Origin of the sequence: Tenacibaculum jejuense (assembly GCF_900198195.1) — a bacterium.
Lineage (GTDB): Bacteria > Bacteroidota > Bacteroidia > Flavobacteriales > Flavobacteriaceae > Polaribacter > Polaribacter jejuensis.
This window is the reverse complement of sequence record NZ_LT899436.1, coordinates 4,452,844-4,476,147: the sequence shown is the minus strand read 5'-3', so window position 1 is coordinate 4,476,147 and position 23,304 is coordinate 4,452,844. Positions and strand designations below refer to the sequence as shown.

Annotated in this window: 17 protein-coding genes; 11 read left to right on the top strand and 6 right to left on the bottom strand. The window is 30.7% G+C overall.

The annotated features are described in order from the left end of the window. Nucleotides 1-12: 12 nt before the first annotated feature. Complete coding sequence (gene dinB / locus AQ1685_RS19610; RefSeq protein ID WP_095074834.1) at nucleotides 13-1,095, top strand: DNA polymerase IV; 1,083 nt, start codon at nucleotides 13-15, stop codon at nucleotides 1,093-1,095. Here dinB and AQ1685_RS19605 read toward each other — a convergent pair. The 6 genes from AQ1685_RS19605 to AQ1685_RS19580 all read right to left on the bottom strand — a co-directional run bounded on the left by AQ1685_RS19605 (nucleotide 1,092) and on the right by AQ1685_RS19580 (nucleotide 7,828). Further along, nucleotides 1,092-3,029: a tetratricopeptide repeat-containing sensor histidine kinase gene (locus AQ1685_RS19605; RefSeq protein WP_095074833.1), complete on the bottom strand. Its 1,938-nt coding sequence runs from the start codon at nucleotides 3,027-3,029 to the stop codon at nucleotides 1,092-1,094. The genes dinB and AQ1685_RS19605 overlap by 4 nt on opposite strands. A gap of 2 nt (nucleotides 3,030-3,031) precedes the next feature. Then, nucleotides 3,032-3,775 (bottom strand): LytR/AlgR family response regulator transcription factor, encoded by a 744-nt coding sequence (locus AQ1685_RS19600; RefSeq protein ID WP_095074832.1) that lies wholly within the window; start codon nucleotides 3,773-3,775, stop codon nucleotides 3,032-3,034. A 146-nt stretch (nucleotides 3,776-3,921) separates the two neighbouring features. Continuing rightward, nucleotides 3,922-4,704 (bottom strand): enoyl-CoA hydratase/isomerase family protein, encoded by a 783-nt coding sequence (locus AQ1685_RS19595; RefSeq protein ID WP_095074831.1) that lies wholly within the window; start codon nucleotides 4,702-4,704, stop codon nucleotides 3,922-3,924. A gap of 3 nt (nucleotides 4,705-4,707) precedes the next feature. Then, nucleotides 4,708-6,120, bottom strand: coding sequence for a sensor histidine kinase (locus AQ1685_RS19590; protein ID WP_095074830.1), 1,413 nt, complete (start codon nucleotides 6,118-6,120; stop codon nucleotides 4,708-4,710). Between the two features lie 51 nt (nucleotides 6,121-6,171). Further along, nucleotides 6,172-6,675, bottom strand: a complete 504-nt coding sequence (locus AQ1685_RS19585) for a hypothetical protein (protein WP_095074829.1) — start codon at nucleotides 6,673-6,675, stop codon at nucleotides 6,172-6,174. A 1-nt stretch (nucleotide 6,676) separates the two neighbouring features. Next, entirely contained in the window at nucleotides 6,677-7,828 is a 1,152-nt protein-coding gene (locus tag AQ1685_RS19580; protein ID WP_095074828.1) for a DNA polymerase III subunit, read from the bottom strand. 126 nt (nucleotides 7,829-7,954) lie between these two features. On the opposite strand from AQ1685_RS19580, the gene AQ1685_RS19575 reads away from it, so the two are divergent. From AQ1685_RS19575 to AQ1685_RS19530, 10 genes are all read left to right on the top strand, one after another. Next, entirely contained in the window at nucleotides 7,955-8,179 is a 225-nt protein-coding gene (locus AQ1685_RS19575; protein WP_095074827.1) for a FeoA family protein, read from the top strand. A gap of 6 nt (nucleotides 8,180-8,185) precedes the next feature. Beyond that, a complete protein-coding gene (feoB, locus tag AQ1685_RS19570) occupies nucleotides 8,186-10,282 on the top strand; it encodes a ferrous iron transport protein B (RefSeq protein ID WP_095074826.1) in 2,097 nt (698 codons plus the stop codon). Then, nucleotides 10,204-10,395 (top strand): FeoB-associated Cys-rich membrane protein, encoded by a 192-nt coding sequence (locus AQ1685_RS20625; protein WP_095074825.1) that lies wholly within the window; start codon nucleotides 10,204-10,206, stop codon nucleotides 10,393-10,395. The genes feoB and AQ1685_RS20625 overlap by 79 nt, the downstream gene beginning before the upstream one ends. An 89-nt stretch (nucleotides 10,396-10,484) precedes the next feature. After that, nucleotides 10,485-13,859, top strand: a complete 3,375-nt coding sequence (locus tag AQ1685_RS19560; protein WP_157730296.1) for an RHS repeat domain-containing protein — start codon at nucleotides 10,485-10,487, stop codon at nucleotides 13,857-13,859. 7 nt (nucleotides 13,860-13,866) lie between these two features. Then, nucleotides 13,867-17,529, top strand: a complete 3,663-nt coding sequence (locus AQ1685_RS19555; RefSeq protein ID WP_095074823.1) for a DUF6443 domain-containing protein — start codon at nucleotides 13,867-13,869, stop codon at nucleotides 17,527-17,529. Then, nucleotides 17,529-17,912 carry a hypothetical protein gene (locus AQ1685_RS19550; RefSeq protein ID WP_095074822.1) on the top strand — a complete coding sequence of 128 codons (384 nt, stop codon included), beginning with the start codon at nucleotides 17,529-17,531 and terminating at the stop codon, nucleotides 17,910-17,912. The genes AQ1685_RS19555 and AQ1685_RS19550 overlap by 1 nt, the downstream gene beginning before the upstream one ends. Before the next feature lie 387 nt (nucleotides 17,913-18,299). Continuing rightward, nucleotides 18,300-18,857 (top strand): REP-associated tyrosine transposase, encoded by a 558-nt coding sequence (locus AQ1685_RS19545; protein WP_095074821.1) that lies wholly within the window; start codon nucleotides 18,300-18,302, stop codon nucleotides 18,855-18,857. Nucleotides 18,858-18,913: 56 nt separating this feature from the next. Next, nucleotides 18,914-19,414, top strand: coding sequence for a hypothetical protein (locus AQ1685_RS19540; RefSeq protein WP_095074820.1), 501 nt, complete (start codon nucleotides 18,914-18,916; stop codon nucleotides 19,412-19,414). Between the two features lie 12 nt (nucleotides 19,415-19,426). Further along, nucleotides 19,427-19,567, top strand: coding sequence for a hypothetical protein (locus AQ1685_RS19535; protein WP_157730295.1), 141 nt, complete (start codon nucleotides 19,427-19,429; stop codon nucleotides 19,565-19,567). A 341-nt stretch (nucleotides 19,568-19,908) separates the two neighbouring features. Next, nucleotides 19,909-23,283, top strand: coding sequence for a hypothetical protein (locus AQ1685_RS19530; RefSeq protein ID WP_095074819.1), 3,375 nt, complete (start codon nucleotides 19,909-19,911; stop codon nucleotides 23,281-23,283). Nucleotides 23,284-23,304 lie beyond the last annotated feature (21 nt).

Here is a 23,304-nt window from a genome sequence, read left to right as displayed (position 1 = left end):
TAATTTTATAGAATGGAATTGGAACCACCTTTTAGAAAAATTATTCATGTTGATATGGATGCATTTTATGCATCTGTAGAGCAATTGGATAATCCTGAACTTAGAGGCAAAGCTGTTGCTGTTGGTGGAAGTGAAGTAAGAGGTGTGGTTTCTGCTGCAAGTTATGAAGCTAGAAAATTTGGTGTTCGATCTGCAATGAGTGGTGTTTTAGCAAAAAAGAAATGTCCGCATTTAATATTTGTAAAGCCCAGATATGAAAGATATAAAGAGATTTCAGCAAAAATTAGACAGATATTTTATGAATATACCGACTTAGTTGAGCCATTATCTTTAGATGAAGCATATTTAGATGTTACGGAGAATAAAAAAGGTAATCCGTCTGCTAGTTTAGTTGCAAAAGAGATTCGTAATAGAATCTGGGAAGAGTTAGCGTTGAGAGCTTCTGCAGGAATTTCTATTAATAAATTTATAGCTAAAGTTGCTTCAGATATTAACAAACCAAACGGACAAAAAACAATAAACCCAGAAGATGTAATTCCTTTTCTTGAAGAACTTCCTGTAGGAAAATTTTATGGTGTTGGAAAAGTTACAGCTGCCAAAATGCATAATAACGGAATTTTTAAAGGAATAGATTTAAAGCAAAAGACATTAGAAGAGTTAACAAAGCTTTTTGGAAAGTCTGGTGTACATTACTATCATATTGTTAGAGGGATTCATAATAGCGCAGTTAAACCGAATAGAATAAGAAAATCGATAGCAGCAGAAAGAACATTTAATGAGAATTTATCGTCTGAAATTTTTATGCTAGAAAAGCTGGAACATATCGCAGAAGAGCTAGAAAGACGAATGTACAAATCTGATACAAAAGGGAAAACGATTACATTAAAAATTAAATACAGTGATTTTACACAGCAAACTCGAAGCAAAACCATATCGTATTTCATTCATAAGAAAAAAGAATTTTTTCCAATAGTTAAAGATTTACTCTTACAAGAAGAATTGAAAAATTCAGTACGTTTATTAGGTATTTCTTTCAGTAATTTAAACACAGAAAAAAAAGAACCAGTTTGGGTACAACTACAGTTTGAGTTTTAAACTACTGGAAACTGAATAGATACTTTTGTTCCTGCAGGTTTACCAAAATCGTCAGTTAAATCGTGGTAGGTAAGTGTAAATTCTTCTTCGTAATCTTCAGCGAAAGTTTTTAATCGCTCTATGGTTAAATCAATTCCAACAGATTTTCTTTTTAAAGATTTAGACCTCTTAATTTCTCCTGCAGCTTCTCTACCTATTCCATTATCTATAATATTTACAGAGACAACATCTTCAGAAACCTTATTTGCAGTTAGTGTAATTTTTTTATTTCCTTCTTTAGAAGACAAACCATGCCAAATAGCGTTTTCTAAAAAAGGTTGTAATACTAAAGGTGGTACTTTTATAGTGTCTGTATTTAAATCCGGATTTATATTTAGCGTATAATCTATTTCATTAGAGAAACGGATATTTTCAATAGTCATGTATAAATCCATAGTAGAAAGTTCTTCCTTCAAACTAACTTCCTTTACCTTAGAAACTTCAAGAATATTTCGAATTAATTTAGAGAATTTATTTAGGTAATAAACAGCTTGTTTTTGATCGTTATTAATTACGTAAAGTTTTATAGAGTTTAAAGCATTGAAAATGAAGTGAGGATTCATTTGCGTTTGTAATGCTTGTTGCTCTAACAATAATATTTTTCTGTCATTATTTAATAACTTTTGCCTGTAAACAGAATATAAAGCAATACTCGATAACGCAATAGTAACTAAAGTAATGATAAGAATATTACGATCTTGTTCTGTTCTTAAATCTTGAATTTGGAACTGTTTCTCCATATTATCTCTTTCATTAATCTTAGCTAAAATATTTTGCTTCGAAATTAAGTTATTAACATAAGAGAACGTTTTTTCATTGATAGTTTTCTTCTCTAAAGCAACAGCTTTTTTGTAGTATTCATATGCTTTTTTTTCTTCTTTCTGTTTCTCATATAATTCAGAAAGTGCAAATAAGCTTCTGGTATTGCTTCTGTTAAAATTATTTTCACTTGATAATTTTACAGATTCAGTTAAATATTTTTCTGCATCTTCAAGATGATTCGTCTTAAGATTTGCAATTCCAAGATTTGTAAGAGTACGTGCTAAATAGAACTTGTTGTTTTTTTCTACAGCTAAAGGATAAATTTTTTCCATGAGTTCCAGCGCTTTTTCAAACTCTAATTTTTTCAAATTTGTAGAAGCTAAGCTGTTGTAACAAATGATTTGTCCTCGCTCAGAATTTAACTCTTTGTTTATTTTTAATGAATTGTAATAGTTTTCTATGGCATCGTCATAAAACCCAAGATTTTCTTGACTGAATCCCATATTCTGATAATTGATAGCTAAACCAAGTTTGTTGTTGAGTTCCTTAGAAATTGAGATAGAAGTTTCGAACTTTTGTAATGCTAAATCGTATTGTTTTAGTAGAAGATAAATGTTTCCTATGTTGTTTACAGAAATACTTTTATTTCTTTTATTTATTAGCGTTTCTTTTTTTACTCTTTTAGTCAGTGTTAATGCATCTTGATGACAGTTTAATGCATTTTTTATATCGTCTAACCTTCTGTAACAAGATCCTAATAAGTTTAGTGTGTAAGCTTTAACATCATTGTTTTTAATAGTGTTTACTAATTTTAAAGCTTTGATGTGGTATTCAATTGCTTTTTCATATTTAGATTGTAAACGAAAAACTTTACCAATGTTATTGTACGCGTAAATTTGACCTATTTTGTAATCTTTTTTTAAGCTGTTTTCGTACAGTTTGTAAAACTCTTCTTGCGGTATAGTATTTAATTCACGATTTTTTTCAAGTATAGAATCGAGTTTAAAATAGTTTTCATACTTGTTATCTACAATTTGATTGAAGATAGTTTTTAAATCTGTTTTATTAGTATTCTGAGAGAACACCAAAGAATTTAAAAAAAGAATAGCAAGTATTACTAACCTATTTTCCATTTTTAAAACTTGTCTAAAAATTCAGTTTTTCGCTGTCTAGATACTGGTATTTTATGATTTTTTTCTAAAATTACATAACCATCTGTTTTGTAGTATTCCTTCACCTTTCCAAGGTTAATAATATAAGAGTTATGTATTCTAAAGAATAGGGTTTCCGGTAGTAAAGAGTTTACCTCTTTTAATTTTTTTGTAACTACTATTTTTTTTCCTTCAGTGGTATAAATTGAACTATAATTTCCATCAGATTCTATGCAAAGAATCTCTGAAGGTTCTAAAAATATTAAACGACCATCAGCATTAATAACAACTTTTTTTTCTTCTAGTTTCTGATTGAAGTTGTATAAAATTTGCTCTAATTTTTCGTTGGTATCGCTTACTGATATTCGTTTGGTAAATTTCGTGATTTTTTTAAGACTTTGCTCAAGATCATCTGTATCTACTGGTTTTAACAAATAATCTATAGCTTCTTTCTTTAAGGCTTTTATGGCATATTCATTATAAGCAGTTGTAATTACAATAGCGAAGTCTTTTTTAGGAAGTTTTTCTATGAATTGAAAACCATCCATAGTAGGCATTTCTATATCCAGAAAAAGACAATCAATTTTATGATTAGCTATAAAATCGAGTGCTTTACTAGGGTTAGTAAAGGTTTCAAGTATTTCAACTTCATCGTTAAAATTCGAGAGTTCCCATGATAAGCTTTTTATAGCCTTGTCCTCATCGTCGACAATGATTGCTTTTAACATGCTAAAAAAGTTTTTTTTGCAATTTATACAAAAAAAACGACCATTCATACAAAAAAATCATTTTTTTAACAAAAACTACAAAGATGCTAGGGAAATAAGGGGTTTTAAAGAAAAAGCTCACAAATTATTGCAAGCTTTTTTGAGAATTATTTATTTGGAAAATTTGGTTTTCTTTTTTCTAAGAAAGCAGTTGTTCCTTCTTTAAAATCTTCAGTTCCAAAACAAGCACCGAAAGCATTAATTTCAGATTTATATCCGTTTTCTCCATCTTTAAATCCAGAGTTTACGGCTTCTATAGCTTTTCCAATTGCAACAGATGAATTTTTAATAATTTTTCCCGCAATTTTCTCTGCTAAAGGTTTTAATTCTTCCTGAGTTACTACATAATTTACTAATCCGTAAGCCTTAGCTTCTTCAGCAGACATCATTCCCGCAGTCATAATTAACTCCATAGCTTTACCTTTTCCTATAAGTTGAGGTAAACGTTGTGTTCCTCCATATCCAGGAATTACGCCTAATGAAGTTTCTGGTAAACCAACTCTTGCATTATCAGAAGCAATTCTAAAGTGACATGACATTGCTAGTTCTAATCCGCCACCTAAAGCAAAACCATTAACTAAAGCGATTACAGGAGTTGATAAATTCTCAACAAAATCGAAAAGTAATTCTTGTCCTTTTGCAGCTAATTTTCCACCTTCAGCTTCAGAAAAATGAGCAAATTCAGAAATATCGGCACCAGCAACAAATGCTTTGTCTCCACTACCAGTTAATAAAATAACTTTAGTGTTTACATCATTATTTAAATCTTTAAAAGCTTCATGCAATTCTTCAATAGTAGCTTTATTTAATGCATTCAGTTTTTTAGGTCTATTAATTGTAATAGTTGCTATTTCATTAGTTTTTTCAACCAATATGTTCTCAAAGTTCATAAATTAAGTTTTTGGTAAAGTTACAGTAAAAACAGTTCCTGTGCCTAGAGTAGATGAAAAAGTTATTTCACCGTTATAGGCTTCAATAATGTTTTTTATCATAGGTAAACCTAATCCCATTCCGCTAGTTTTGGTTGTGAATTTAGGTTCGAAAATTAATTTTTTATTTTCTTCTGAAATTCCTTTCCCGTTATCAGAAACAGTAATAATTACATTGTTCTCTTTTGAAATTACTTTTACTTCAATCACAGGATTAGTTTCATCATCTTTCATGGCTTGTGTTGCATTTTTCACAAGATTAGTGATAATTCTAATCAATTGAGTTTTATCTAAATGTGCATGAAGTTCTTTTTCTTCAGGATAATAATGAATATAATCTTCATTAAAGATGTCTAATGCATGTTTTACAACATCTACTACATCTAGGTTTTCTTTTCGTTGTGTTGGCATTTTAGCAAAGTCAGAAAATGCTGAAGCAATAGAACTCATTACGTCTATTTGTTGAATGATGGTTTCACTGTACTCTGCGATTTTTTCTCTGATATTCGAATCGGTAGGATCAAACTTTCTTAAGAAACTTTGTACTGTTAATCGCATTGGAGTTAATGGATTCTTAATTTCATGTGCTACTTGTTTGGCCATTTCTCTCCAAGCTTGTTCACGTTCACTTTGCGCTAATTTAACAGCACTGTCTTCCAGTTGATCGATCATGTTATTGTAAGAGTCTACTAAAGAGTTGATTTCAGAACTAGCAGCATTGAGTGTAATTTTTTCGTTTTGCTTATTCAAACGTGTTTCTTTTAACTTGTTTGAAATTGTTTGAATTGATCGTGTAATATATGTAGACAAGAAATAGGCTAGAGCAATACCAGCAATTAACATCAAAATATAAACAACTAAAAGTCTGCTCATAAATTCACGAAGTTCTTTTTTTTGTTCTTCGTTATCTTGAGCAACTGTAAGTTCTAGAATTCCAATGCGTTTAAAACGAGTGTCATTAATGTAGGTGTATGATGATTGGTAAGTAACATCATTTACAGTTCTATTTTTAGAAATTCTATAATTAGAGTTATTAGCCAATTCATTTACGATGCTTTTGGATAAAGGTTTTTCATCAATCTCTTCAAAGTTATACGGAATGGAAGATTTAAGAGGTTTTCCATTCATGTCGTACATACTAATTGTTAAATTATGAACGTTGGCGATTTCGTAAATTCTATCTTGAAATATTTTAGATAAATTTTCTGCTGTAACAGCAAAAGTTGTCTTACGTCTTAACTCGATTTCAATATTATTTCGAGTGGCTTTTTCTTTTCTCTCTAAACGATGAATATTATACTCTTCAGTTTGTTCACCATATTGATAGTAAGTAACAACAGCAATAAGAATCGATGCCAACAACACTAAAAGTATCATTGAAATGAAAATTCTTATTCGTAGCGATATATTGTTTAAGCTAAGCAAATTTTATTGTATTCTTTTAGATTTCATAATTAATGTATCATCGTTTTCACCATCGTTATCCCAGTCGTAAGTTACAGTTCCAGTAAACTGATTTTCTTTTTGGTCAATCGTATACCAAACTTGAACTTGTTTCCCAGAATATTGGTAATCTACATACAAACTGTCACTGCCTTTAGTTTTCCAATTTCCATTAGTTTCTCCAACTTTAGAACTATCAGGTTGCTTAAACCAAGCGGTGAAAGTTCCATTATTTACGTATTTCGATTGTGCTCTTCCAGAGTTTGGTTTACTGAAATCATCTTCAAATACATAAGAACTGTCGGATTTTTGATAAGTCTGATATTCAATTTTTATGTATTGAGTTTCCCATTTTCCAACCATAAATGTTTTTAAAGATTGTTTTGAGATTTCAGTTAATTTTGATGGTGTAACTTCTTTTTTTTCGCTTTTACAAGCAACAAAAATCAGTCCAAAACTAATAATAATGATAGAAAATGCAGTTTTCATACTAAGCTTCTATTTTTTGTTCTTTAGTGTGTAGTAAGCGCGTAAGTTTTATGGATAAGTCTAATAAAATAATTTTAGCGTTCCCATTTCTTTCAATATGATATTGTGCGTCATTCACTTCTTTTTCTATAGTTAAAATATTGCCACTGTGTATAAAAGGAGCGAATTTTTCTAACTTGAAATTTGCGGTTTGCGGAACTAAATATACAAGATCAGGAGCGCCATAGTTTAATAACATTGCTTGTCTGAAAAAATGCAAACAATACTGTAAAAATTGTTTCTGTGTTTCTCTTCCAGATTTGGAAATAATTTCACTCCATATAATTAAATCTTGAATTACAGATGCATTTCCTTTGGCTTTAAAAGCACTACGAATCCACGTGATGAACCATTCTTCAAAAATTAGATCTTTCGAATCGTTATGATATAAATGTAGCGCTTTATTTAAATTTCCTTCAGACTGTTGAGCAATTCGGTTAGCATCTTGTTGATTGATATCGTGTTTTCGAGTTAAAAATGAAACGATATCATTTTCAGACAAACTAGGGAAATGTAAGGCTTGACAACGTGATTTTATTGTGTTAATAATTTTCCCTTCATCTTCAGTTACTAAAAGAAATATAGTTTTAGATGGCGGTTCTTCAATCAGTTTTAAAAGTTTATTAGATGCAGCGATGTTCATTTTTTCTGCCATCCATATAATCATCACTTTAAATCCACCTTCGTAAGATTTTAAAGATAGTTTCTTAACAATATCTTCAGCCTCATCTACACCAATTTGTCCCTGTTTATTTTCTACACCAATATGTCTTAACCAATCGAATAAACTGCCGTATGGAGTTTCATTAATAAATGTTCTCCATTCCTCTAAAAACAAATCACTAGTTGGGTGTTTTTTTACCTTATCATTTGTGGTTACAGGAAAAGTAAAATGCAAATCAGGATGTTGTAATTTGTTGCATTTTATATTACAAGCATCAGCATCATTAGAAAAATTACACAGTAAAAATTGTGCATAAGCAATGGCCATTGGTAATGTACCAGACCCTTCTTTTCCAACAAATAGTTGAGCATGTGGAATTCTTCCATTCTCAGTTGCGGTAACTAAGTGTTTTTTAATATGTTCTAAACCAACAATCTCTTCAAAAGTCATAAGACAAATATACCACTTCTAAAAAGAGAAGAAAACAACTTCTTTAGAATCGTTCTAATTTAGTATATTTGCATTTACCTATAATTCCCGCTAAGGCGGGAATCTTTGTATTAAACACATTATTTTTTGAGTACAATAGCATCATTAAAAATCGGTCAAGTCGGAGTGATATCTGAAGAGAGTGAGCATTCTATACCTTTAAAATTATTAGAAATGGGTTGTTTACCTGGTTCTGTGGTTGAATTAATTCAAATAGCTCCTTTAAATGACCCTCTATATGTTAATGTGAATGGAAGTCATATTGCAATAAGACGTGAAATTGCATCAAAAATAAAAATTACCAATTTATAGTTTTAGATGGAGAAAAATAATATTCAAGTTTCGTTAATTGGTAATCCTAATACAGGAAAAACATCTTTGTTTAATAAGTTAACTGGTTTAAATCAAAAAGTTGGTAATTATCCAGGAATCACTGTAGACAAAAAGCAAGGAGTTTGTAATTTATCTTCTGGAAATAAAGCTATAATTACAGATTTGCCAGGTACATACAGTATCAATCCAACATCTTTAGATGAAAGTGTTGTTCTAAAGGTATTACAAAATACTACTGATGAAAATTATCCTGACGTAATTGTTGTAGTCGCAGATGTGGAAAACTTGAAAAGAAACTTATTGTTATTTTCTCAAATTCAAGATATTGGTGTTCCTACGATTTTAGCTATTAATATGGCTGATGAAATGGATAAAAAAGGCATTTCTATTGATATTTCAGGATTAGAAAAAGCTTTACAAACAAAAGTTGTATTAGTTTCTGCTAAGAAAAACCAAGGAATACAAGAATTAAAAAACAGTATAGCGACGTACGAAAACTTAAAAAAAGTTGCTGATTTTTCTGAAATAGCAAATAAAATTGATAGAGTATATTTTGAAACATTACAAAAAGTAAAACCACACAAATCGTTATATGATTTATGGTTGGGGATAACTCAACAGTCAATAGATACATCTGAGAAGCAGGAATTTGCTAATTTCTTAGATGATATTTCTAAACTAAAGAAATATCAACATAAAGAAACGATTTACAGGTATCAAAGAATCAATAATATTCTAAAAGAAAATTACAATTTAGATATAAGTAAAGCAAAGGATTTACGAAGCAAATTAGATAAAATTTTCACACATAAAATTTTTGGTTATTTCATTTTCCTTTCAGTTCTGGTATTAATGTTTCAGTCAATTTATGAGTGGGCAAGTATTCCAATGGATTTTATTGATAATTCTTTCGGAAGTTTGGTAGAATACACCAAATCTATTATGCCAGAAGGAATGTTTACCGACTTATTAACTGATGGTATTATAGCAGGAATTGGAGGGGTTGTAATTTTTATTCCACAAATAGCAATTTTATATTTTTTAGTAGCCTTTTTAGAAGAGTCTGGATACATGAGTAGGGTTGTCTTTTTAATGGATAAAATTATGAGACGTTTTGGTATGAGCGGTAAAAGTATTGTGCCTTTAATTTCGGGAACAGCTTGCGCAATTCCAGCAGTTATGGCTACACGAACGATTTCAAGTTGGAAAGAAAGACTAATTACAATTTTAGTAACTCCTTTTACAACTTGTGCTGCGAGATTACCTGTTTATGCCATATTAATTGCCATAATAATTCCTGATAAGAAAGTTCTTGGGTTTTTAAATTTACAAGGATTAACACTTTTAGCTTTATATGCTTTAGGTTTTTTTACAGCTATAATTTCAGCATATGTGTTGCATAAGATATTAAAAATAAAAAGTAAATCTTTCTTTGTCATGGAAATGCCAGAGTATAAGTTACCTTCTTTTAAGAATATTATTTTTACTGTTTTGGAAAAAACAAAAACTTTTGTAGTAGATGCTGGTAAAGTAATTTTAGCAATTTCTATCGTATTGTGGTTTCTTGCAACACATGGTCCGTCTTCATATGATAAAGTTGAAGAAGAGGTGAGAAAAGAAGCTGTTTTAAGTGAGTTTTCAGAAGAAGAGATTGCTCAAAAAATAGCTTCTAAAAAACTAGAAAAATCTTATATAGGTATTGCAGGAAAAACTATTGAACCTATTGTAAAACCTTTAGGGTTTGATTGGAAAATAGGAATAGGATTAATCACATCTTTTGCTGCAAGAGAAGTTTTTGTCGGAACTTTAGCTACTATTTATAGTATAGAAGGTGTTGAAGAAGAAGCGACAATAAAAGAACGAATGGAAGCCGAGATAAATCCAGATACAGGAAAAAAACGGTTTAATTTTGCCACAGGTATGTCGTTACTTGTTTTTTATGCATTTGCAATGCAATGTATGGCAACTTTAGCGATTGTAAAACGAGAAACAAATAGTTGGAAATGGCCTTTAATTCAGCTTTTTGGAATGGGAATCTTAGCCTATGTTTCTGCTTTAATAACTTTTCAAGCTCTACAATGATTCAAGAAATTATCACATATAGTATTGTAGTTTTAGCTGTCCTTTTTTTAGGAAGAAAATTTATTTTTAAATCTAAAAATAATGGTTGCGATCCTGGTTGTGGATGTAGTTAGTTTAACATAAAGAGTTTTGGCAAATCTAAATTTAACAGTTACTTTTGTAAAAAAATGTTATTTAATTAATTGCTAAAAATCATCTCTTTATGAAAAAAATAACGATTAGCATTTTTATGCTATTTATGTCTGTATTTATCTATGGGCAAGAATTGCCTGAAATAGTCCCGTTAAGTCCTAATGCCGCTGAAATAGCCAAATATGGTGAAATCCCAATTAGTCATTTTACTGGAATTCCAAATGTTAGTATTCCATTATATAATATTAAATCTGGATCTCTTGATTTACCTTTGTCACTAAGTTATCACGCAGGAGGTAATAAAGTAGAAAGTATAGCTTCATGGGTTGGTTTAGGTTGGTCTTTAACTACTATTCCGTCTATTTCAAGAAGTATTCGAGGTATAGCTGATGAGGATGGAGGTTATTTTTCTAAGTACAGTGGTAAAACAGTTAATGAGTTGATGGAATTACCAGAAGGAAATAACTTACTTGATACTTATAGACATGATTTATTCGAAGGTACCGTTGATTCTGAACCAGATATATTTTACTATAATATAGTTGGTGAGAGTGGTAAGTTTTTTTATAATCAAGAAACAGAAACATTTATTACATACCCAAGATCAAATACTAAAATTATTCGTGAAAACTCTAATTTTAGGATAATAGATAAAAATGGTGTAGAATATTTATTTAATTTCATTGAAACCAATAGTAGTTCGGGGACTACTCAATCTCCTTCAGTTAAGACAACTTGGTATGCATCTAAAATAGAATCTTCAGATAAAAAAGATCGTATTCGTATAACATATCAAAGTGAAACTTATTTAAATAATACACAAAACGTAACTGTTAAACATCATAAACTGGCAGAGAAAGGAGCAACCGCAGGTAACGGAATTCCTACTAATCAAGGAAGTATTTTAATGCGAAACAGAACTGTATCGCAAGTTCCAGACTCTATAATTTTCTCTAATGGATATGTAAAATTTAATAGAAGCTCACAAACTAGAGAGGACCTCCAAGGAGCAAAAAGCCTTAAAAATATTTCTATTTATGATATTGGAGATCATCTAATACAAAAGTATGAGTTTGATTATAGTTATCAGTCGGGGGGAGGTGGAATCTCTGGAACTCCATGTTATAATGCTGATGATTTTTCGAAAAAATGGATGTTTTTAGATAAAGTATCACAAGTTTCTAAAGATTTGAATAACAAATTAGAACATGTATTTACCTATGATAAAACAAATATTCCACCATGTAGGAGAAGTGCAGCGCAAGACTATTGGGGATTTTATAATGGTGAAACGACTAACAAAAGCTTAACACCTCCTTATTATATTCCAAATGTTAATACTATTTATGTTGATGGGGCTAAAAGAGGTGTCAATCCTTCTAAATCTAATTTTGGAATTTTAAAAAAAATTACTTATCCAACAAAAGGTTATACTGAATTTGATTATGAAAATAACATGATAAATGGAGAAGGTTCCATTGAAGAAGATCCATTACTTGAATATTCTACAGATGAAGTAATGATTACAGGAGATGAACTGATTGATTGGGAAAGCCCTCTTAGTCCCAGAGCAACTTATGAAGCAGACTTTACCATAGATAACCCACAAAATGAAGTTTTAAATAATAGAAATCCTAATGGAGGATCTATTGTAAGTTTTGTAATTCAATTTCCTGGATGTGATATTAGTAATGGTGCGAATAATTGTGCTAGATTTATGTTAGTTAATACAAGCAACGGACAAATTATTGATGTTCATACTAATGGTAGAAGTTTTTATCTGCCTAACGGAACATATAAGATAAGAGCAAGTTTTAATCAAGATCCTGCAAATTATCAAGATTTCATTTTTATTGCTAAATGGAATATTATTTCAAATAGTGGTACAGGTGCAAGTCCGGAATCATATAACAGATATGTAGGAGGTTTAAGAGTAAAAGAGATTAGAGATTATCCAAGTGCATCTTTACCTCCATTAGTAAAAAAGTATAAATATATAGAAGGGGTTAATTCTGAGGTTTCTTCGGGAAGTTTATTTGGTAAGCCTAACTTTAGTTTCACAGATGTTATACAGTATGATTACAATGGTAGTGATCCAAGAGGTTTTAGTTATTCAAAGCAATTTTTATATTTGAAAGTGAGTTCTACTTCAAACATGCAACAAGTAACTCATTCTGGTTCTTTCGTGGGATATAAAAATGTTATTGAAGAAACAAATGATCCTAGCAGAACAGGTTATACAGAATATAAGTTTTCACATGCAGCCGATGAGTATAATTTGATAAATTCGAGGAATGAAACATCTATTAATTTTTCTGGTTTTGATAATAATCTTATTTCAGCTAATACCGAGGAAGAGAATAGTTTTCCTTACATACCTACAGAAAGTAAAGAAGTTTACAGGGGACTTTTACTTCATTTATTGCAATATAAAAAAACCGAAGATCGTTTTATATTAGTAAACAAAAAGAGTTTTAATTATACGGATGAACCATTTAAATCAAATAATATATTACCTAAATATTCATCAGCAATAAAATGGGGAAATAATATAACATCTAATGAAACATATGGTGCGACTAATGGAGTTCTTTATAATCGAGCACAAAACCTCAAACAGTATAACGTTTTAAGTAGCTGGTATCAATTATCAGGAGAAAAAGAAATAAATTATGATAGTAATGGTCAAAACCCAGTTACAATAGAAACAGAATACTCTTATGATAATCCTAATCATCTATTAACAACTAAGACTAGTACAACAAATAGCAAAGGGGAAGTTATGATTTCAACAACAAAGTATGCTCACGATGTTAATGACAATCGCTTAATTACTGAAAACCGTATTGCAGAACCTTTAGAGGTAGAAACAAAGAAAAAGATAGGTAATACTACTGTTGCTTTAAGCAAGCAAAAAACAATTTATAGTGATGATCATAATATTTCAGGGATATATCTTCCTAAAAATATAAGAGCAAGTAAAGGAACTCAACCTATTGAAGATCGTATAGTATATCATAGTTATGATAGTGATGGTAACCCAACAGAAGTAAGTAAAAAAGATGGTACTCATATTGTTTATATTTGGGGTTATCGTCAAACACAGCCGATTGCTAAAATAGAAGGAGTAGATCTATCTGCTCTTTCAAAAACTACAATAGAGAACCTTCAAGATCTTTCAGATTCAGATGATGATCGAACTTTAGGTTACCAAGGAAAAGAAGGAGATTTACGAGAAGCTTTAGATGCTTTACGTAGTTTACCAGAATTATCAAAAGCTCAAATCACCACATACACTTACGATCCATTAATAGGAGTCACAAGTATTACCGATCCTAGAGGCTATGTTATGTATTATGAATACGATAATTTTAATCGATTAAAATTAATAAAAGATGCCTCAGGGAATTTGATACAAGAAACAAAATACAACTACAAAAACTAATATTGCTATGAGAAAGATAATATATATGTTTTTATTGTTTTTACCATTATTGGTAAAAGCTCAGACACAAGTTCCAGACAACAGAGTAGAACGAGATTTAGAGATAAGTAGTGCCAACGGTCCTACAGTTTTAACAGCGACCAATAGCATTGTTTTACGTCCTACAACATGGATAAAGCCAGGTTCTAATTTTACAATGCGTATTGTAGCAGATGCCTATTTGCCATTATCATTAAGTAACGAGAATTACATACTTACCAGAGCATTTCAAACACCAACACAAACAGGCGTTGTTTCTAGTAATAACGATGTAATAGAGTCAGTTACTTATTTTGATGGATTGGGTCGAGCTAAACAAAGTGTTGGTATAAAGCAATCTCCAGACAAAAAAGATATTGTAACGTTTATAGGATACGATGATCTAGGAAGGCAAACTCACGAATATCTTCCATACACTGCCAATACGAGTAATGGTAGTTTTCATTCAGGAGCAAAAACAGCGACACAGCAATATTATCAATCAAACTATGCAGACGACTTTCCTAGTATTACTGATGTAGGAAATATTAATGCTTTTTCACAAAAGAGTTTAGAAGCTTCACCTTTAAATCGAGTTTTAAGTCAAGCAGCCCCAGGAAGTGCTTGGAAAAAAGGTGCTGGTCATGAAATAGATTTTACTTATGATACTAATACAGCAGGAGAAGTAAAACTGTTTCGAGTAGCTTTAAATATTGGTGAAAATGAAAAAGTTTATGAGCCTAGTTTAATTGGAAATGGAAATGCTGTTTATGGAGTAGGAGAATTGTATAAAACAATTACTAAAGATGAAAACCACGACGGTACAGCAAGTAAATTACATACCACAGAAGAATTTAAAAACAAAGAAGGACAAGTTATTTTAAAACGTACTTATGCTTTGGTTGGTTCAACAGAAGAAGCTCACGATACATATTATGTTTACGATGATTTTGGGAATTTAACTTATGTGTTTCCACCAAAAGTAAATGTTAATGATGGAGTTTCTTTAGTAGAATTATCAGAGTTAAGCTATCAATACAAATACGATTACAGAAATCGTTTGGTAGAGAAGAAAATCCCAGGTAAAGATTGGGAATATATCGTTTATGATATTTTAGATCGTCCAGTACTAACCCAAGACGCAAACTTGCGTTCACAAAATAAATGGTTATTTACCAAATACGATCATTTAGGAAGAGTTGTATATACAGGTATATACACTCATAATACAGAATTAGATCAAGCTGATATGCAGCTTAAATTTAAAGAGGATAATAATCTAGCCTCAGAACAATATGAAGATAAACTAGATACAGCAGGATCAAAAAGTATTTATTATTCGAATAGAAACTTTCCATTATCAAACATAGAAGTACTAACTGTAAACTATTACGACAATTATACTTTCGATGTAGCAGGTGCTTCAACGAGTAAAAGTTTATACAAAGGAACAGGAACTACAACAGCTCAAACCAAAGGTTTAGCTACAGGAACCAAAGTAAAAGTGTTAAGTACTAGTAGTTGGATTACAACAGTTACGTTATACGATGATAAAGCACGACCAGTGTATGTATATTCTCAAAACGATTACTTAAAAACTACAGATATTGTAGAAAGTAAATTAGATTTTGTAGGTAAAGTAGAAGAGACCAAAACGACACATACCAAAGCCGGAAAATCACCTATTGTAACGGTAGACACCTTTAGTTACGATCATGCAGCCAGATTATTAAGTCAAGAACAAAAAATAAACAATCAAGCAACAGAAACCATTGTAACAAACAATTACGATGATTTAGGACAATTAGTATCTAAAGAAATAGGGGGAGGTCTACAAAAAGTAGATTACGATTATAATGTACGCGGATGGTTAACTAAGATTAATGAAGATACAGATAATGACAACGATTTGTTTAACTTTGAGATACGATATAACAACCCAACTAGTGGAACAGCATTATTTAATGGAAACATAGCGCAAACCAGCTGGCAGACTACTAATGAAAATACGACTAAGAAAACGTATACTTATAATTACGATGCGTTGAACAGAATTAAAAGCGCTGTTGGAGCTTTAGGTTCGAACTATGATGTGTCAGGTATCAGTTACGATAAAAACGGAAACATATTAAGTCTACAACGAAGAGGACACATTGTAGCCAATCCAGAAGTTGGAAAGAGTAACAATTTTGGATTAATGGATAACCTGAAATATACCTATAGTGATAACAATATAGGAAATAAATTATTAAAAGTAGAAGAATTATCAGGCGGACACAAAACTTTTGGTTTCAAAGATGGAAACCTTACAGGTAGCGACTATACTTATGATGATAATGGAAACATGATTTCTGATAAAAACAAAGGAATTACGAGTATTAAATATAACCATTTAAATCTACCAACTAAAGTTACTATTGGAGGTAAGAATATCGATTATATTTATGATGCGGCGGGTATGAAGTTAAAAAAGATTGTAGAAAATAATACTACAGATTACGCTGGTAACCATATTTACGAAAATGGAGTATTACAATTCTTTAACCACCCTGAAGGTTATGTAAAAGCAGATGTCACATCGAGCGGAGTCGAGATGGATTATGTATACCAATACAAAGATCATTTAGGCAATGTTCGTTTATCATATACAGATAATAACAAAGATGGTAATATCACCCAAAATGAAATTGTAGAAGAATCTAATTATTATCCTTTTGGACTGCGTCACAAGGGGTACAACAATATCACTAACTCCCTAGGAAACAGTACTGCACAGAAGTTTGGGTATAATGGAATGGAGCTTAATGAAGAATTAGGGCTTGAATGGCACGACTTCGGTGCCAGAAATTATGATGCGGCTTTAGGTCGTTGGATGAACTTAGACCCATTAGCAGAAGAAATGCGAAGACATTCGCCTTATAATTATGCATTTAATAATCCTGTTTATTTTATTGATCCTGATGGAATGGCGCCACAATCAGGTGGATGTCCTGATGGAAATTGTGAAGATGTCCCTAATGGCTCTAAATCTCAAGGGACAGCTATTTCAAAAGAAAAAGCTTCAAAACCCATTGTTAGTGCCGTTAAAAACCAACTTTCCAAAAATACTGGTATAACTGCCACTGGATCTCAATCTGAGGTTAGTGCTGGAGATACTCAAAGTATACACAATATGGTACAAGGTAACTTAAGTCTTAATGGAAATGCTCCTTCAGTAATAGATATAAATGTAGAACAAGGTCCATTAATTGCTGATGATGCCATCCAAATTAGTTATGAAGGAGCTCAATATGATAAGAATGATTTGTCCCCAGAAGGTACTGTTGAAGTAAATGTTTCTGATTCTGGACAAAGTTCAAACACTATGTCGGCAGAAAACTCCAAAGAGAGTACTGTAGGAGGTGGAGCAGAAGGAGGAAAAGTAAAAGCTGAAATATCAACTACAAACGGTAACAAATCAGGAAGCGGTACAAATAATGGCACGAGTAAAAATACAAGTAATACACAAGTCTATTATAAATATACATCCACAGTGACTCATACTTATCAAGTTAAGTATATTAACAAAGGGTTGAGGAATAATGTTAGCTCCCAAACTGTCAATGTATCAACTAAAACAACTTTTTTATCACCATTTAAATTACACAAATAATGAAAAAAATAGTTTATGCTTTCTTAATAATTACAACTTTATTTTTATCTGTACTGAGGATCGATATGGAAACAAATTTAGACAGGTATGGTCTTGTACATAGGGAAGTTCCTAATGAATCAGGGTTTAACGTTTCAATGTTTCCGACTGGTATTTTAGAGGGTTACTCTGGATCTATGACAATATTTGTTTTGTTAATAATAAATCTTATGGTTTTATTGTTTATTAATTATAAGTATGATTCAAATAATAAGAAAAAAGGTTTTTTTTTTTTATTGCTTTTCGGTTTTAGTATGATGATTTTTGAAGAAACTTTAATTAGAAGTTTAGGGTTAATAATTATATCTATATTAATATATAAGTATGTTTTAGATCTCCGCTAGCGCTCGAATCCCTCCGCTAGCGCCCGAATCCTTTCGGGTGACAAGCAAGAGTAAGCAAGAATAATAATTAAATACATTAACCATAACATTTTTATAAGTGTTGTGGTTTTGTTATTGTATTTATTAGATAAGTTTATAATCACTCGACAGAGTCGAGCGATAGCGAAACAAGTAAAACTTATAGAAGGAACTAGTAAAGGAAAAATGTTAGTTACTGAAACGAATGGGAATTTTATTACTATTACCAATAAGCCCTCTCCCCGCTAGCGCTCGAATCCTTTCGGGTGCCAAGCAAGAGTAAGCAAGAAAAATAACTAAATATATAAAACCATAACAGTGAGTGTTATGGTTTTTTGTTTAGTTCAATTTTTATATTTTAGTAAAGCTATGAGTAGAAAATATAAATTCCATAACGGATCAGGTGTTTATTTTGTGTCTTTTGCTACAGTATATTGGATAGATGTATTTACAAGACAAATTTATTTTGATGTTTTAGTAGATAGTATAAAGTATTGTAGAGAGCACAAAGGTTTGGAGCTGTATTGCTATTGTTTTATGCCAAATCATGTGCATTTTATATTCAGATCTACAAACGAACAACCTATGGAATTATTAAGAGATTTTAAGCGGTATACATCAAGAAAAATAATAGAAACGATTCAAGATCATCCACAGGAAAGTAGAAAAGAGTGGTTATTGTGGATGTTTAAAAGAGCGGGAAATAAACAAGGAAATGTAAATAAATATCAATTTTGGCAACATCATAATAAACCTATAGAATTGTGGAGTACAAAAGTTATCCAGCAAAAAATAGATTACATTCATAATAACCCAGTAGAAAGCGGTTTGGTAGTACATCCAGAAGATTGGAAATATTCTAGTGCTAGAAATTTTCAGGAAGATGATATGGTTTTGGGAATAGACGATATTGGATTTTTTAATTAATAAAGTTTAGTCACTCGACAGAGTCGAGCGCTAGCAGAGTAGGATGATAAATAATTATGAAAAAAATGATAAATCAAGAGCTGATACCAGAAGCCAGAATGGTAGATTTTAAAAAGATATTTATTAAATGTGTTTTCATTTCTGTAACCCTAGGGATATTATCATGTAAAAGTAAAACTGATTCAATATTATTAGAATCAAATAAATTGTCGAATGAAATTTATATTAAGGAAATTAAACTCTTAAAATCTATATTTGAACTAAAATTAAGAGAAGAACCGATTAAATACAAGGAAGCAATCGACAAAATATCTATTTTAGAAAATGGTATAAAGAATATAAATGAAAAAGACTCTATAAATAAGCAAAAACAATTCATAGCAGAATTTAAAAAAATAGTCAGAACCATATTTAAAGAAGACTGTAGACTCTTATCTTTAAAATATGATGGAAACAATCGAAACATTTTTTTATCAATTGTTAAAAACGATATAAATAGAGTTTCATATAAAGTATATCGAGATCTTTACTTATCATACACTAGTATGGCTTTTTAATATGTTTGAGTAATGAATGTCAACTCCGCTCCCTCTCAAATCCTTTCGGGTGCAGATTCAGAAGATTGGAAATATTCTAGTGCTAGAAATTTTCAGGAAGATGATACGGTTTTAGCTATAGACAATATTGGATTTTTAATTAGTGAAATTTAGTCACTCGACAGAGTCGAGCGCTAGCTGAGGAGGAAGTAAAAAATAAACATAGAGGAGTGAATAATTTTAATCAAAAACCATTCAAAGAACAAGTTAAAATAGGTTTGTTAAGTATTTTAATGACAATTATATTATCTTATTTGGTTATTACTTTAACGTCTTAATGATATTGGTATAATACTCAAGAGTAAGTAAAACAATAATTAAATATACGAACCACAACACTTATAAAATATTGTGGTTTTTTTACTAGTAGTAGGCATTCGAAGCCCTTTTAACACAAAACCAAATTGAATTTTGAGAGAATAAACTATTTTTGACATCTATTCGTTGTACAACATATGATCAAAAAGCTATTTATTTTTTTTCTGTTAATTGCCACTGCTGGATTTAGTCAGAGAAACCTTAAAGAATTTCGATCAAAAAAAATCAATGTTAAAACCGATACCATACAAATAGATTCGGTAAGTATCAATCCAACTTTTTTTAAGTTACTCAATAGCAAAGGAGATTCCATTCCTAAGTATAAATATCAAGTAGATTTTCCGAAAGCAAAATTGATTATCAATGCAAAAGAATATCGAAAAATCACTGTAGAGTATCTACGATTTCCAGATTTTTTGACCAAAGTATACGCGCCTCTAGATGAAAAACTCATAGTTCCGAATACAAACAGAACAGATAAATTATACAGTTTAACAACGAATAAAAAGAAGCAAGATTTTAAGCTTTTTGATGGATTAAAAACTCAGGGTTTTATTTCACGAGGAATCACAACAGGAAACAATCAAAATGCTGTTACAAACGCTTCCTTAGATTTAACATTAGAAGGAAAACTATCCAAAGAAGTTGGTATTCGAGCCAATATTTTTGATACCAATTTACCACTTCAGCAAAATGGGTATTCACAAAGTTTAACCGATTTCGATCGTATTTTTATTGAGTTATTTAGTAAAAACTGGAAAGTAAAAGGAGGAGATGTTTCATTAAATAATAAAGATAGTTATTTCCTGAATTTTGATAAACAAGTTTCAGGAATACAAGTGGATGCAAATTTAAGTGAGCATTTTAGTGTTGGAGCTTCTGGAGCCATTGTTCGTGGTCGGTTTTCTGCATTTAATTTTGTTGGAGTAGAAGGAAATCAAGGTCCGTATAAAATCTTTGGTCCAAATAACGAAGCGAATATTGTAATTGTAGCTGGAAGTGATGCTGTTTTTATTAACGGAGTTCAGTTAGAACGTGGAGAAAATAAAGATTATATTATCGATTATAATTTGGCTGAGATTCGTTTTAATACGACATATCCAATTACCAACGATATGAGAATTCGAGTAGAATTTCAATTTTCAGATCAAAATTACACACGTTTTATTACCTACGAAAAAGCGCAGTATAAAAACGATAAATTTTCAATTTCTGGATTCTTCTACAACGAAAACGATGCTAAGAATCAGCCGATTCAACAGAGTTTAACAAACGATCAAAAACAGATTTTAGCAAATGTTGGAAACGATATAACTCAAATGGTAGCAGAAAGTGCTTTTGAAGACGAATTTTCAGAAAATAGGATTCAATATCGTAAAGTAATTGTTGGCGGAATCGAAACCTTTGAATTTTCAACAGATGAAACAGCCGATTTATTTACGGTAACTTTTTCTAATGTGGGTGTAAATCGAGGAAGTTATGTTATAGACAGCGCAATTGCTACCGGAACAATTTACAGGTATGTTGGTGCAAATTTAGGAAACTTCGATCCGGTTGTTCGTTTGGTCGCTCCAACGAGTTTACAAGTTGCAGTGGTAAATTCTGAATACAATCCTACAGCGAAAACTAAGATTCAAGCAGAATTGGCATATAGTGATAACGATCAGAATTTATTTTCTTCTATAGATGATGAAAAAAATCAGCAAGTCGCTTCAAAATTAAAATGGGATCAATTAATTTTTGATACTACATGGAAGTTAAAAAGTACAATCGATTATGAGTTCGTACAAGAAAATTTTAGAACCGTACAACGTTTTAGAAGTGTTGAGTTTAATAGAGATTGGAATGTGCGACAACAATTAGGAAATCAAAATCAATTATCAACACGATTGTGGTTAGAAAAAGACGAAAACAACTTTCTTTCGTATCGTTTTAATCACTTGAATTTTTCTGAAAGTTTTAATGGAAACAAACATGAGATTCAATCTAAAATCAACAGGGAAAATCTATCGTTTCAAATAAAAAGTAGTTTGTTATCTAATACTTCAAACACAGAAAAAGATAATTTTTTCCGATTGTATGCCAAAGGAATTTACAGTTTAGGAAAATCGTGGTTGGGTGGTTTTATTGGAGCAGAAACAAATGAAATTCAAAATAGAAATACGAACGATTTTAATACATTAAGTCATCAATTTCAAGAATACGAAGGTTTCTACGGAATTGGAGATTCTACAAAAGTATTTGCTAAAATCGGATTGAATTACAGAGTAAACGATAGTATAAAAAGCAATCGTTTTACTCAAATCAATAATCGAAACACGTTGTATTTAGACAGTAGATTAATTCAGAATGAAAACACAAATTTATCGTTGTATGCAAACTATCGATTTACAGATAATAAGTTCGAACCTAATGCACAATCTCTAAATTCAAGATTAATTTACAATCAGCAGTTTTTTAAGCGTTTTTTAAATCTAGGAACTGTGTATGAAACGTCATCAGGAAATGTTGCTCAACAAGATTTTGTATATGTAAAAACAGAACCCGGACAAGGTTTTTATACTTGGAACGATTACAATAATGACGGAATTCAACAGTTTGAAGAATTTGAAATAGCCGAGTTTCAAGATCAAGCAGAATATTTACGTGTGCCTTTACCTAATATTCGATTTTTACCAACGCAAAAAGCAGCTTTAAAACAGTCGATTACGCTAAATCCTACACAATGGAAAACACAAAAGGGATGGAGAAAATGGATGAGTCATTTTTATAATCAAACGTTTTTAACCATTAATAACGAGAGAAAAAGAGAAGGAGACGGTTTTAATTTTAATCCGTTTAATTTGGCTGAAGAAGGTTTGTTGAGTTTACAGTTTAATATTAGAAATTCATTTTATTACAATAGGAATTTGCAGCGATACAGTTGGATTTATACTTACGGAACATCTAGAAATAAGCAACAGTTTTCCATAGGAAATCAAGAGAATAACGCCTTAATACATCAATTAGAGTTTCAGCATAAATTGTCTTCATTTTGGTTGTTAGAAGTTGCTTCTTCTTACGGAGAAAATAAGTTGGATACCGAAAATTTTGCCAATAGAAATTATAGTTTAATCAATAAAGAATTAAATCCAAAACTGAGTTATCTGTTCAATAGAGATCATCGCTTTTCAGTATTTTATCATTTAAAAGATAAAAAAAATACAGTTGCAGGTTTAGAAACTTTAAATCAGCATAAGATAGGTGTAAATTATTTTTACTTAACTAAAAAGAAGAATCAGATTTCAGCAGATTTTTCTATGTTTTTAAACAATTTTGAAGGAAGTGCAAATTCACCTGTTGGATATCAAATGTTAGAAGGTTTACAAGAAGGTAGAAACTTTACTTGGAATGCTTTATTCAATCAAAAAATAAATTCATTTTTAAATTTAAGTTTGAATTACTTCGGAAGAAAAAGCGAAAATGCTAAAGCTATTCATTCAGGAACGGTTCAGTTAAAAGCAATTTTTTAGAACTTTTTTTCAAAAAAAATC